11 protein-coding genes are annotated in these 13,037 nt (G+C 71.3%); 7 read left to right on the forward strand and 4 right to left on the reverse strand.

What is annotated here, in order from left to right; genetic code table 11:
• Positions 1-140: 140 nt before the first annotated feature.
• The 5 genes from OG379_RS24100 to OG379_RS24120 all read left to right on the forward strand — a co-directional run bounded on the left by OG379_RS24100 (position 141) and on the right by OG379_RS24120 (position 5,839).
• Entirely contained in the window at positions 141-1,526 is a 1,386-nt protein-coding gene (locus tag OG379_RS24100) for a DUF6716 putative glycosyltransferase (RefSeq protein WP_405665110.1), read from the forward strand.
• Positions 1,527-1,546: 20 nt separating this feature from the next.
• A complete protein-coding gene (locus tag OG379_RS24105) occupies positions 1,547-2,785 on the forward strand; it encodes a cytidylyltransferase domain-containing protein (protein WP_405665111.1) in 1,239 nt (412 codons plus the stop codon).
• 28 nt (positions 2,786-2,813) lie between these two features.
• On the forward strand, positions 2,814-3,749 hold the full coding sequence (locus tag OG379_RS24110; RefSeq protein ID WP_405665112.1) for an N-acetylneuraminate synthase family protein: 936 nt from the start codon (positions 2,814-2,816) through the stop codon (positions 3,747-3,749).
• An 11-nt stretch (positions 3,750-3,760) separates the two neighbouring features.
• The gene (locus OG379_RS24115) at positions 3,761-4,801 is read left to right on the forward strand and encodes a hypothetical protein (RefSeq protein ID WP_405665113.1); all 1,041 of its coding nucleotides are present in this window, start codon (positions 3,761-3,763) and stop codon (positions 4,799-4,801) included.
• A gap of 126 nt (positions 4,802-4,927) precedes the next feature.
• On the forward strand, positions 4,928-5,839 hold the full coding sequence (locus OG379_RS24120; RefSeq protein WP_405665115.1) for a hypothetical protein: 912 nt from the start codon (positions 4,928-4,930) through the stop codon (positions 5,837-5,839).
• Between the two features lie 114 nt (positions 5,840-5,953).
• On the opposite strand, the gene OG379_RS24125 is transcribed toward OG379_RS24120, so the two are convergent.
• From OG379_RS24125 to OG379_RS24140, 4 genes are all read right to left on the reverse strand, one after another.
• Positions 5,954-7,687, reverse strand: coding sequence for a protein kinase domain-containing protein (locus OG379_RS24125; protein ID WP_405665116.1), 1,734 nt, complete (start codon positions 7,685-7,687; stop codon positions 5,954-5,956).
• A 45-nt stretch (positions 7,688-7,732) separates the two neighbouring features.
• Positions 7,733-8,551 carry an SGNH/GDSL hydrolase family protein gene (locus OG379_RS24130; RefSeq protein ID WP_405665118.1) on the reverse strand — a complete coding sequence of 273 codons (819 nt, stop codon included), beginning with the start codon at positions 8,549-8,551 and terminating at the stop codon, positions 7,733-7,735.
• Positions 8,538-9,107: a PadR family transcriptional regulator gene (locus OG379_RS24135; protein WP_405665119.1), complete on the reverse strand. Its 570-nt coding sequence runs from the start codon at positions 9,105-9,107 to the stop codon at positions 8,538-8,540. The genes OG379_RS24130 and OG379_RS24135 overlap by 14 nt, the downstream gene beginning before the upstream one ends.
• Positions 9,108-9,207: 100 nt before the next feature.
• Positions 9,208-9,888, reverse strand: a complete 681-nt coding sequence (locus OG379_RS24140) for a macro domain-containing protein (protein ID WP_405665120.1) — start codon at positions 9,886-9,888, stop codon at positions 9,208-9,210.
• A 218-nt stretch (positions 9,889-10,106) separates the two neighbouring features.
• On the opposite strand from OG379_RS24140, the gene OG379_RS24145 reads away from it, so the two are divergent.
• Together OG379_RS24145 and OG379_RS24150 are read left to right on the forward strand one after the other, a co-directional pair.
• Entirely contained in the window at positions 10,107-11,723 is a 1,617-nt protein-coding gene (locus OG379_RS24145) for an ADP-ribosyltransferase domain-containing protein (protein ID WP_405665122.1), read from the forward strand.
• Positions 11,724-11,859: 136 nt separating this feature from the next.
• Entirely contained in the window at positions 11,860-12,735 is an 876-nt protein-coding gene (locus OG379_RS24150; RefSeq protein ID WP_405665123.1) for an NAD(P)-dependent oxidoreductase, read from the forward strand.
• Positions 12,736-13,037 lie beyond the last annotated feature (302 nt).

The following is a 13,037-nucleotide window of genomic DNA, read 5'->3' on the forward strand; positions in this document are numbered from 1 at the left end:
CATCGGGAAAGTGAACCGGCCTGCCTGCGGGGCCGATTCAGCCCCTCGAAGGGGCGAATCCCCAATCGTCGACCGGCTGTTAACCATCTGTTGCCATCACGTTGGGCCGCGGATCGAAATGGCTTCCTAACTTTTACGACGTGCCCCCCCGTACCGATGACGCGGCCGCTCCGGCCGCCACACCAGCAGCCGGCCGTACGGCCCTCCGCATCGCTGTGCTCGCGGACTCCGACACCCGGTGGAAGTGGGGCGCGCTCACCGCGCGCCGCCTCTCCACCGCCCCGGAGTCCGGAGCGGCGGAGCGTCCTGTGGAGATCAGCGGACTGCTGCTGCGCGGCCGGGCCACCCCGACGCCCCGCCAGCTCGCCGAAGTGGGCGAGGTCGGCGTCGACGCCGACCGGGTGCGCGAGGTGACAGCGGTCGAGTTCCTGCACACGGTGCGGGACGAGGCGTACGACGTCGTCGTCCTCGCCCTCGTGGGCGGCGCGGTCCAGGCGATGCTGCACGGCCTGGCCGCACTGGACCTGCCCCGCAGGCCCGTCGTCGTCACCGGCTACGTCGGGGTCGTCTACGAGAAGCTCGCCGACGGTCTGCTGCTGCGCCACGGCGCGGACGTCGTCCTCGCCAACTCCCGCCACGACGGGGAGCGGTTCCGCGCGGTGTACGAAGGGGTCGGCGCCGACGCGTCGTCCGTCACGGAGGCCGCCCTGCCGTTCCTCGGCGGGGAGCCGCACCGGGCGCAGGAGGGCCGCGACACCGTCGTGTTCGCCGCCCAGCCGTCCGTGCCGGCCTCGCGTGCCGACCGCACCTACCTGCTGCGCCGGCTCGTCGAGCACGCCCGGCTGCACCCCGCCCGCGAGGTGCTGCTGAAGCTGCGCTCCAAGCCCGGCGAGCACACCACGCACATCGAGGAGCTGCCCTACCAGCGGCTCGCCGAGCGGATCCCCGGCGGCCTCCCGCCGAACTTCCGCCTCGTGTACGGGCACATGGGTGAGGTCCTGGACCGCACCGACCTGCTGGTCACCGTCTCCTCGACCGCCGCACTGGAGTCCCTGCACCGGCGGATCCCGACCGCGGTCCTCTCCGACCTCGGCGTACGCGAGGCCCTCGGCAACCACCACTTCATCGGATCGGGACTGATCACGTCCTGGGACCACCTCGACGGCGGCCTCCGCCCCGAACCCGACGAGGAGTGGCTCTCCGGCCAGGGCGTCGCCGCCGACGGCACCTACGGGACGGCCTACGACACCGCCCGCGCCCGGGTGGCGGCGCTGCTCGCCGCCGGGCCGCTTCCCCGCCTCGCCCCCTACTACACGCCCGCCACCGCGCCCGGATACCTCCCCGGCATCCTCGCCCGCTACCACCTGGGCCCCGACGGCCACCCGCTTCCGGGCGCCGTCACGCCCAAGGAGACGGGCCGGGTCCGGGGCGCGGTCCGCGAAACCGTACGCAACGCGGCGCGCGGCGCCTACCGCCACGGCGTCCAGCGGGTCGCCCCCGTGATCCGGCGGATGGGTGAGCTGTGACCACCGATTCAGGAGCATCCATGACCCCGCCCCCCACCGTGCTCGCCGTGATCCCCGCCCGCGGCGGATCCAAGGGCGTGCCCGCGAAGAACCTCGCCCGTGTCGGCGGCGTACCGCTCGTCGCCCGCGCCATCCGCGCCTGCCTCGCCTCGGCCGAGGTCACGGACGTCGTCGTCACCACCGACGACCCGGCCATCGCCGCGGCGGCGGTCGCCGCCGCGGAGGCCCTGGGGGAGGGCGCCCGGCTGCACTGCGTGCAGCGCCCCGCCGCGATCGCCGGCGACACGGCCACCAGCGAGGACGCGGTCCTGCACGCCCTGCACAGCTACGAGACGACGACGCACGGCCGGAAGGCCGACGTCGTGCTCCTGGTCCAGTGCACGAGCCCCTTCATCACCCGCGAGGACATCGACGGCGTCGCCACCGCGGTCGCCCGCGACGGCGCCGACACCGCCGTCACCGTGGCGCCCTTCCACGGCTTCGTGTGGCGCGACGGCAGTGCGGTCGAGGAGGACACCTACGGCGTCAACCACGACAAGGCCGTACGCCCCCGCCGTCAGGACCGGCCCCAGGACTACCTGGAGACCGGCGCCGCGTACGCCATGGACGTCGAGGGCTTCCGCACCCACCGCCACCGCTTCTTCGGCCACACGGCGCTCGTGCCGACCGACCCGGCCCGGGTCCTGGAGATCGACGACCCGCACGACCTGGCCCGCGCCCGCGCCCTCGCGCCGCTCCTGGACCCCTCGCCGTTCCCCACCCGGGCGGACATCGACGCCGTCGTCCTCGACTTCGACGGCACGCAGACCGACGACCGCGTCCTCATCGACTCCGACGGCCGCGAGATCGTCTCCGTGCACCGCGGCGACGGCCTCGGCGTCGCCGCCCTGCGCCGGGCCGGCGTACCGCTCCTGATCCTGTCCACGGAACAGAACCCGGTCGTCGCCGCCCGCGCCCGCAAACTCCAGGTCCCCGTCCTGCACGGCATCGACCGCAAGGACCTGGCACTCAAGCAGTGGTGCGAGGAGCAGTCCATCGCTCCCGACCGCGTGCTCTACGTCGGCAACGACGTCAACGACCTGGCCTGCTTCGGCCTGGCGGGCTGGCCCGTCGCCGTCGCGAGCGCCCACGACTCGGTGCGCGCCGCCGCGCGCGCCGTGACCACCAACCCCGGCGGCTCCGGCGCCATCCGCGAGATCGCGGCCTGGCTCCTGGGCCCCACCCTCTCCACCGGAACCACCCCCACCCCCACCAGGTAACGTCCCCACCACGTAAGGAAGCACCACCATGAGCAACACCTCCCGCCTGCGCACGTTCGGGTCCCGCACCGCCGGACCCGGCCACCCCGTCTACGTCACCGGCGAGATCGGCATCAACCACAACGGCGACCTCGACAACGCCATCGCGCTGATCGACGTGGCCGCCGACGCCGGCTGCGACGCGGTCAAGTTCCAGAAGCGCACCCCGGAGATCTGCACCCCGCGCGACCAGTGGGACATCGAGCGCGACACCCCCTGGGGCCGGATGACGTACATCGACTACCGCCACCGCGTCGAGTTCGGCGAGGCCGAGTACACCGCCATCGCCGAGCACTGCGCCGAGCGCGGCATCGACTGGTTCGCCTCCCCGTGGGACACCGAGGCCGTCGCCTTCCTGGAGAAGTTCGACGTTCCCGCGCACAAGGTCGCCTCCGCCTCCCTCACGGACGACGAGCTGCTCCGCTCGCTGCGCGCCACCGGCCGCACCGTCATCCTCTCCACCGGCATGTCGACGCCGAAGCAGATCCGGCACGCGGTCGAGGTCCTCGGCAGCGACAACATCCTGCTCTGCCACGCCACCTCGACGTACCCGGCGAAGGCCGAGGAGCTCAACCTGCGGGTCATCAACACCCTGCAGCAGGAGTACCCGAACGTCCCGATCGGCTACAGCGGCCACGAGACCGGCCTGCAGACGACCCTCGCCGCCGTCGCGCTGGGCGCCACCTTCGTCGAGCGCCACATCACCCTGGACCGCGCCATGTGGGGCTCCGACCAGGCCGCCTCCGTCGAGCCGCAGGGCCTCACGCGCCTCGTCCGCGACATCCGCACCATCGAGGCGTCGCTCGGCGACGGAGTCAAGAAGGTGTACGAGTCCGAGCTCGGCCCGATGAAGAAGCTCCGCCGGGTCGCGGGCGTCGTCGCCGAGGGCGAGAACGCGCCGGCCGCCGAGCCGGTCGCGGTCTGACGGGCCGACCGGTGAACCTCGCCTTCGTCGAGAGCCCGGTCCAGCTCCTGAACGTCCTGGAGTGGACCCACACCCGGGGAGGAACCGACACCACGGTCGTCGTCCTCCCCCCGGTCGACCCGATGTCGCGCGGACAGCTGCGCAGGATGGCGGAGCTGGCCCGCGACGAGGGCATCACCGTCCGCTGGCAGGAGGCGCGCGGGGAGACCGGCGCGCCTCTGAAGGCCCTGCGGGCGCTGACCGGCCTGATCCGCAAGGCCGACCGCATCGTCATCGGGGACCCCTTCTCCCGGTACGTGCAACTGCTCCTCACCCTGGTCCGGGCCCGCCGGATCACGGTCGTCGACGACGGCACGGCCACCATGGAGTTCGTCGCCCAACTGGCGCGCGGCGAACGCCTGGTGCGCTGGCACCGCCGGGGGAGCGGGGGCCCGCGCGAACTGCTCCTGGCCCCGGTCACCACCGCGGCCCGCCGCAGCTTCACCCCGTCGGCGTCCCGCACCGTCGAGGTGTTCACCGCGATGCCGGTGGACGCCCCCGACGGCATCGAGGTCACCGCGAACACCTTCGCGTGGACGCGCGAGCGCTTCGGCCCGCCCCTCATCACCAAGGGCGCCGACCTGGTCGGCACCTCCCTCGTGGAGACCGGCGTGGTCGACCCCGTCCCGTACGAGGAGGCGGTCACCTCGCTGGCCCGTGCTCACGGCGCGACCCGCTACTTCGCCCACCGCCGCGAGTCCGCGGACAAGCTCCACGCCCTGGAAGCCGCCACCGGCCTGGAGATAGTCCGCCCCGATCTGCCGCTGGAACTCATCGCCCGCAGAGGCCCGATCGGCCACACGGTGCTGAGCTTCCCGTCCACCGTGGTCCACACCCTCCCGCTGGCCCTGGCGGGCACGGGCGTGAAGGTCGCGGTGTGCGACATAGCGCCGGAGTGGCTCCGCGACACGGCGTCCCCGCGCGCCCAGGGCTTCCTGAGCGGAGTCACGGAGACGGCCAAGGACGTGCAGCGGCTCGCCCCTTGGCGGGCCACGGCGGTGGCGGAGGGCTGAGGGCGGTTGCTGGTTCCGTGCACGGCGGGGAGCGTCGCCCCGATACGCTGCACGCGGTGACGATCACGACCGCACCGACTGTCTCCATGCCCGTCATCGGCATGGCCCGACCTGGAGTCCGAGCGGATGCCTCACTCGCTGACACCCCGTGACACGGGGAACCTGCCCGCGATCGGCGCACCTCCGCTGATCCGTCTCGACGCGTACGTCGCCGAGGACGGTTCGACGGTGGTCAACGGCCATCTGCTGGAGATGGGCGGCACGCGCCCGCCCAACGAGGCGATCCTCGACGCCGTGGCCATGTTCGCCCGCACCCTGGGGGCTCCGGTGGCGGCGACCGTCATCGACCGCAGCGTGCGGCAGGTGGCGCGGCTCCGGGTGTACCCCGACGGCTCCAGCCGGACCATAGCCGAGGAGGAGGATCTGCCGCCCGGGCACGAGCGAACCACCGCGGAGGAAGAGGCGTTTCCTCCGCTCGCCCGCGTCGAGCGGATCATTCAGCACGCTCGCCGCGAGGAGTTGCACGCCGCGTTCGTCCTCGCCGGCGCACTGCGGGAGCACCTGACGCTGCGCCGGGGCGCGGAGGACGAACTGTCACTGGAGGCTCGGGCGATCGAGGCGTACATCGCCTATCTCCGCGGCGACTACATGACCTCCACCGCCCTCGCGCTGACCGTCGCGCGCATCCGCTGCCGCACCGATCTGAAACGGGCCGTGCCCGAGGTGGCCCGGGCCACCGCGGCGTGGCAACGGATGCGGGAGGAAGGCCAGATAACGACCCGGGGAAGAGAACTGCTGCACATGTGGGAACGGTTGTCCGCGGAGGGCCTGTTACGAGAGCCGTCCCACCAGGCCATGGCCCAGGCCGTCCGGAGCCGGATAGAACGGGGCAGCCAGTACGTGGAAGGCCGGAACCCCGCCTTCGCACCAGCCCTGACCGCTACTCAGGTACCCGCCACACCCGAGGACGAGCCGCTCAGGCCCACCCGAAGGGGGTTGCGCCGCTTCACCAGACGACCGGCCCGATCAGACGACTGAACCGGCCGGCCACCCCTTACGTCAGTTGATCCTGACCGGAGGGCACGGGCGGGTCGGGCGCGGCGCTCAGGCGTCAACACTGCTCACCGGCCGGCACGACCCACGCACGAAGCGCTACCGGTCCGCGTTCCGCCAGACGGTCAGGTCTCCGGTGAGGAAGGCGATCTCCGGGAGGGCGGTCGACTTCGTCTGGATCACGTACAGCCCGATGTTGCCCTCGTCGTCCTTCATGCAGATCTCGGTACCGGCCGCCGCCGCGGCCAGCGGCCAGCTGTGCTTCGCGGCGCTCCCGAGCATGAGACGGCACTCGTCGAGGGTCGTCCCATGTCCTCCGAAGATCTGCATGAACACGACGTTATCGCTCTTCAGTTCACAGTCGGCCTGCTCACAACCGAAGCGGATGTCGCCCTTCCGGCCCTTCAGCTCCGGCTCGGAGTTGTTGAGGCTCAGCGAGTTCTTGGCGTCCAGCCACACACCGGGGAACCCCTCCGGCCGCGGATCCTGGGACGAGCCCGACGGGAACGCGGCGTCGTCGGACGCGTCGTCCCCGGCCCCGACCGCCGACGGATCCGAGGCACCGGACGGATCCGAGGCCTTGGACGGATCCGTGGAGGGGCCCGTCGACGATCCCGGTGCGGATTCCGACGAGCGTGCGGCAGGTCCCGTCGCGGACACCGTGGGGCCGGCAGTGTCCCGGTCGCCGATCCGGCCCATCGCGTCCATGACCGACCAGGCCAGTGCCACCACAGCCAGCGCCCCAGCTACGACACAGGCGGTCGCGATCAGCACCGTGCGCCGCCTGCCGGCCTTACGTTGTTCCGGCGTCGGCGTCGGCCACGCGAACTGCGGCTGCGGATAGGCCGGGCCGGACGGCACCGGCGGCTGCGGGGCGGTCGACGCCGCCGCGGGCACCGGCGCCTGCGGGTAGGCCGGGGTGGGCTCCGGTACCGGCGCCGGGATCACGGGCTCCGGCCCGGTGATCTCCCGCCACACGGCAGGTCCGCCGCCCGCGTCGGCCTCCGCACCCAGCCGGTCCCGGCACCATTCCACGACCTCCTCCGGCGTGGCCCGCGCGGCCGGGTCGACGGCCAGACAACGGGTGAACAGCGGACGCAGCGACTGGGGCAGCAAGGACAGGTCGGGTTCGGAGTGCACGATCCGGTACAGCACGTTGACGGCCGGACCGTCGCCGTAGAGCGGCTTTCCGAGCAGCGCGAACGCCGCGGTCTGGGCGAGCGCGAAGACGTCGGTCGCCGCCGTGATCTCACCCCCGGAGGCCTGTTCCGGAGCCATGAAGGAGGGCGTGCCGATCGTGCCACCGGTCGCCGTGTACGAGGTCCCGTCGGCGGCCAGCGCGATACCGAAGTCGATCACCCGTGGGCCGTCGCCGGCCAGCAGCACGTTCGACGGCTTCAGGTCGCGGTGCACGATGCCCTCGGCGTGGATGGCCTGCAGTGCCTCGGCCACCCCCGCCATCAGCCACAGCGCCGCGGGCACCGGCAGGGGTCCGCTCCGGGTCACCGCCTCCGTCAGCGACGGTCCCGGCACGTACAGCGTGGCCAGCCAGGGCGGGACGCCGTCCGCGTCGGCGTCGATCAGTTCGGCGGTGTACGCACCCCGGACCCGTCGGGCCGCTTTGATCTCCCGGCCGAACCGGCGCCGGAAGTCCGGATCGTCGGCGAGCTCCGGCCGTACGACCTTGATCGCCACGGGACGGCCACCCTGGGTGTGCGACAGATACACCCGGCCCATGCCACCGGCCCCCAGCCGCGCGGCGAGCCGATAGCCCGCCACCACGGGCGGGTCGTCGGCCTGAAGTGGCTCGAATACATCCATCGCATGGCTCATCGGCCCTGTACCCCCCACAGTGATGCGTTGGCCAACGACAGCAGCCTATGCGGGGTGTTGACGCACCCCGTCCGCAGGGGAGTCGGGCACGGCGCCCAGGGGCTGCAGCAGGGGGCGTTTCGCGGTGCGGCCGTCGCCGGAGGACCGGCCGCGCAGACGGCGCCCGAGCCAGGGGCCGAGGAAGCCGGCGGCCCAGCGCACTTCGGCACCCGCGGCTTGCCAACGCGAAGGAAGCCGCTGTTCCGGCAGGGGGAGGGTCCAGGCGTCGCCGCTTCCGGGCAGCTGGATGGCCTGAGCGACGGCGGCGGCGATCCGCTCGTGACCGAGGGGGCTGGTGTGGAGTCGGTCCGTACTCCACAGACGCGGATCGGCGGCGGCGGCATGCAGGTCGATCTCGGCGACAGCGACCCCATGACGGGCGGCCGCGGCGCGGATGTGGGCGTTGAGGTCGAACACGCGGCCTCGGACCGGCCGGGCAAGGGGCGCGATCTTCCCCACGTCGGGGAAGGTCATCGTCACCACCCGGGCCCCGGCGGCCGTGAGCTCGGCGAACATCTCCTCCAGGTGCCCCGCCACCTCTGCCGCGTCGAACCGGGGCCGGAGCACGTCGTTGACCCCGGCGACGACGGTGGCCAGGTCGGGTCGCAGGGCCAGGGCGGGCCCCAGCTGCTCGGCGCGGACCTGGGCCGCGACTCGGCCGCGCACGGCCAGGTTCGCGTACTGGAGAGCGGGGTTGACGGCTGCGAGGTGCTCGGCGAGCCGGTCGGCCCAGCCGCGCAGCCCGACGGTGTCGTCCCCGTCGCCGACGCCTTCGGTCTGACTGTCGCCCAGGGCGACATAGCGCACGTATTCACCGCTCGGCACGGGTGGACTGCCTTTCCTTGAGGACGGATGCGATCCGCAGGCACCAGTCCCGGTGTTCCTGCTCGAAGGACAGGCCGCGCAGGCACGTCAGGTACGGTCCGATCCGCTCGCCGTGGCGGAGGAACTCCTCCTCGTCCACGTCACCGCGGAGCTGCCGCAGGAGCTTGCCGAGAAGCTCGATCTTGCCCTCGGCCGCGGACGCCCGCTCCTCGAGCTGGCCGATCACCGACGCCGTGCCGACGCGGTCGGCGGCCTGGACCTTGACGAGCAGATCGTCGCGGATGGACGAGGGCTTCGACGCGGCTGCGGCGAAGTCCTCCAGCTCGGCGCGGCCGGCGTCGGTGACCTGGAACAGGCGTTTGTTGGGCCGGGTCTCCTGGACCACCTGCCGGCCCGCGATCAGCCCTTCCTTCTCCAGCTTGGTCAGCTCGGCGTACAACTGCTGCGGCAGGGCGTGCCAGAAGTTCGCGACGCCGATGTCGAACGCCTTGGCCAACTGGTATCCGCTGTACTCGCCGTCCAGCAGCGCCGCCAGCACCGCGTGTCGCAGGGCCATGGAGGCACCCCCTTCCCTCTCCCTCGCGCATCATACTCAAGAATATGACTAATCAGATCCTTGAATACCAAGAAGGGTGAGGTGTGAGCCTCGGCTTCCGTCAGCGGCGCGCCCCGCCGCGCCTGGCGGGGTCGATGCGGACGCGCTCCGTGACGGGTGCGGCCTCGATGTCGTCGAGTTGCGCGACGATCGTGCTGCGCAGGTCGTCGTAGTCCTCGAAGCGGTGGTCGTTGAACAAGGTGTAGCCCGTCCACATCAGGTTGGCGCACACCCGCGCCGGCACCCGGCCCGTACGGGCGCCCATGCCGACCAGCGCCACGGACTCGATGCTGCCCGGCGCCTCCTGGTTCTGCCGGTGGATCGCCTGGAAGGCGGCGGCGCAGGCCAGGGCCACGTTCAGGGTCTCGCTGACGTTCTGCGAGGACCCCTCCATCGTCGGCGTCGGTATGAGGAACTTCGGGTTGACCGCTCCGGACGGCACGCACACCGCGCTCCCCACGGGGAGGCTTCCGCCGAACCCGTCACGGATCGCCCGCTGCACGCGCAACTGGATGCCCGCGCCGAGATACCGCTTGACGGCTGCGTCGGTGCCACCGTCCATACGGCCCCGGGAGTTGGTCGGACTGACCCAGGCGTCGACCCGCTCGTCGAGGATCGATCCCTTGCGGATCTCGATCTCCGGGGTGTCGGCGAACGCGGCCCGCCACGCCTCGACGACATCGGTGCTGAGGTCGGTCAGAACCACCCGGACAGGGGGCGACTGCAAGCGGCTCGCGGTCATCGTTCGCTCCGATCAAAAGGCGGTCTCTCCACTGATCAGGACGCTACAGCGCACCACTGACAACGCCTCCGCGAGCGGAAGTTGGGCCATCACCGCTGTCAGTGGCGAGCGATATGAATCGTCCTGTGCGGGGCCCCGGCCCGTCCGGTACCGGACCCGCCCGACGACTTGCCCTGCCCTGCCCTCAGCACGGACCGACACCGCGGAGAGCCTTCACCATGAGCGATGCCAACACCCCGGCCCAGCCCGACCCGAGCGACCCGCTGGCTCTCGCCGATCTGTTCAAGGACGGCGGAGAACCATGGCTTCCGCTCCTGAAGCCGGTCATCGAGTCCCACGCGGACGCCGCGGAGTTCATCGGCCCTGCCCGCGGGCCGGGGGTCGTCCCGGTGCGCGAGCTGACCTTCCAGGCGCTCAAGCCGAATCCGCCGCACAAGTGGAAGGTCGTCGTCTTCGGCCAGAACCCTTATCCCAGGCCGGAGAGCGCCACCGGTATCGCCATGTTCGACAACACCTTCCACGACTGGAAGGACAGCCAGTTCGGCCGGGTCGTCAGCATCCGCTGCATCATCAAGGCGGCGGCGATGTGGAAGTACGGCATACCGAAGAAGACCCCGATCGCCGACGTGCGCGCGCTGCTGAAGAAGCAGGACACCGTCCAGCCGCCCGAGTGGTTCCAGGCAATGCTCACGCAGGGCGTTCTGCTGCTCAACGCGGCCCTCACCGCCAGCAGCGACGGCGCGATGGCCACCGATCAGCACACCAGGTTCTGGCGCCCGGCGGTCGAGCGGATCGTCGAGGAGATCCTCAGGGCCAAGCAGAACGCCGAGGAGGAGGACCGCTACGTCGTCTTCGCCTGGTGGGGCGCTCACGCCCGCAGCCTGAAGAACGTCGTCCTCCGGCTTCAGAAGAGATATCCGGACGTCGAGGTCCGGCACATCGACCACCCCAACCCCGCCGCGCAGGGCGACATCTTCTGCGAGGGCGAGCACTTCGGGACGGTCAACGCCGCACTCACCTCGCTGGGCGCCGACGAGATCGACTGGTTGCCCAGCAAGGGGTGGAACACGGCCGCGGAGGGGACCGGGGGAGAGGGTGACGGGGTCGCGGACCGCATGGGCGCGTTCATCGCGTCCACCATGGAGCTGCATCAGCTGTATCTGGACCGGCTCGCGAGCGTCAAGGACGAGGGCCTCGTCCTGCCGGCGATCACCGGTGTCTTCGACACCCCGCTCCTCGACTTCCAGGAGGCCGTCAGCCCCGTCGCGTCCCTGCTCTCCGGCATCGGCCGGCACGTCGAGCAGTCGCACGAATTCGGCAAGAGGCGCGCGGACGAGGCGGCCGGTGAGCTGTCCGCCGACGCGATCGCCGCCCTCCACCTCTACACCTGCGAGTCCGCGTTCTACCGGGAGATCAACGCGGTCCTGCGCTCCCCGGACCGGACGAAGGTCGTCCCGTACCTCCCCTACCTGCGGCTGCTCTTCTCGGCGGTCTCCCGACTCCCCGCCCACACGAAGCCGTTGTGGCGCGGAGTCTCGCTCGACCTCCGTGCGCAGTACCCCCTCGGCCGGACGGTGACCTGGTGGGGTGTGTCCTCGTGCACGTCCGAGGTCGGGGTCGCCCGGTCGTTCCTCGGCAGCCGTGGCAAGCGGACGCTCTTCGAGGTGACTCCTGCCAGGGCCGTGGGCATCCGCCGCTTCTCCGCCTTCACGGGTGAGGAGGAGTTCATCCTCTCGCCCGGCACGCAGCTGAAGGTGACGGACGTGAAGGCCGAGCGCGGCGGCCTGTGCACCGTGAAGCTGACGGAGTTGGAGGAGCAGACCCTCGTGTCCTGAGACCCGGGCCGGACGCTCCACGCCGGACGAAGCACTTACCGACGGGTGAGTACCCCACTATTTAGTCCGTTCTGGTCAACCCCCCAGGAGGCAGCGAGGATTCAGGAGAAGGGCGACAGGAAGGGAAATACCGGAAGTGACAGCCAACAGCAGACACCCGGTGAGCGTTCTCGGGCTGGGTGCGATGGGTGGCGCCCTCGCAGGCGCCCTGGTGAAGGCCGGGTACGCGACAACGGTCTGGAACCGCTCGCCGGGAAAGGCGGACGACCTCGTCGCGCAGGGCGCGGAGGCCGCACCCACGGCCGGCGACGCGGTCCGGGCGAGCGGTCCGGTGATCGCATGCCTGCTGGACCACGCGTCGCTCCACGAGGTGCTCGACCCGCTCGTCGGTGAGCTGGCCGGGCGAACCCTGATCAACGTGACCACGACGTCACCGGCGCAGTCACGGGAGCTCGCCGCCTGGGCCGCCCGTGCCGGGATCGCGTATCTGGACGGCGGCATCATGGCCGTACCGTCCATGATCGGCCGGTCCGGGTCCTCGGTCCTCTACAGCGGCTCGGCCGACGTCTTCCAGCAGTGCAGGCCGCTGCTCGACGAGTGGGGGACCAGCACCTACTTCGGCGAGGACGCAGGGCTGGCGTCCCTGTACGACCTCGCGCTGCTCGCCGGCATGTACGTCATGTTCGCGGGATTCATGCACGGTGCCGCGATGGTCGCGCCGGCAGGTGTGACGGCGGGTGAGTTCGCCGCCAGTGCCACACCGTGGCTGAGGGCCATGGCCGACAGCTTCCAGGGGTTCGCCACCGTCATCGACGGCGGGGACTACACCGTCGAGGGGCAGCAGAGTCTCAAGTTCTCCAGCCTCGGTGATCTCCTCGACGCCAGTTCCGACCAGGGCATCAGCACGGAGGTGGTCGCAATGGTCCAGGGGCTCATCCAGCGACAGATCGATGCGGGCCACGGCGACGAAGGCTTCGCCCGGATCATCGAGAGCATCAAGCGGCCGGGCTGAGGGTTCGCACCGCCCCGAGTGGAGGCCCGGCGCTCGACCCCCGACGCTCGGCCCTCGGGGTTCGACCCCCGAGCGCCGGGATCGGGCGGTTCACTCGTTCGGGGGTACGCAGGCGGGTGCGGGCCCGAAGCTTGAGCTTCGGGATCCGAGGATCGGGGTTCGAGGGCCGGTACCCGAGACGTGCAGTCAACCGGTAGGGAAAAGAAGGGTGGAAAGAACCTTCCCACCCTCCCTGACCCGTCACAGCCAGCAAGTATGACTAATCGTTACCAGCTTGCGGCGCAACGTCACGAGTGCTTACG

The organism is Streptomyces sp. NBC_01166, from assembly GCF_045039765.1.
GTDB lineage: Bacteria > Actinomycetota > Actinomycetes > Streptomycetales > Streptomycetaceae > Streptomyces.

Bases quoted from the DNA above. Each gene is read 5' to 3' on its own strand.
- OG379_RS24105 (WP_405665111.1), top strand. From the start codon at position 1,547: ATGACCCCGCCCCCCACCGTGCTCGCCGTGATCCCCGCCCGCGGCGGA.
- OG379_RS24110 (WP_405665112.1), top strand. From the start codon at position 2,814: ATGAGCAACACCTCCCGCCTGCGCACGTTCGGGTCCCGCACCGCCGGA.
- OG379_RS24120 (WP_405665115.1), top strand. From the start codon at position 4,928: ATGCCTCACTCGCTGACACCCCGTGACACGGGGAACCTGCCCGCGATC.
- OG379_RS24125 (WP_405665116.1), bottom strand. From the start codon at position 7,687: ATGAGCCATGCGATGGATGTATTCGAGCCACTTCAGGCCGACGACCCG.
- OG379_RS24135 (WP_405665119.1), bottom strand. From the start codon at position 9,107: ATGGCCCTGCGACACGCGGTGCTGGCGGCGCTGCTGGACGGCGAGTAC.
- OG379_RS24140 (WP_405665120.1), bottom strand. From the start codon at position 9,888: ATGACCGCGAGCCGCTTGCAGTCGCCCCCTGTCCGGGTGGTTCTGACC.
- OG379_RS24145 (WP_405665122.1), top strand. From the start codon at position 10,107: ATGAGCGATGCCAACACCCCGGCCCAGCCCGACCCGAGCGACCCGCTG.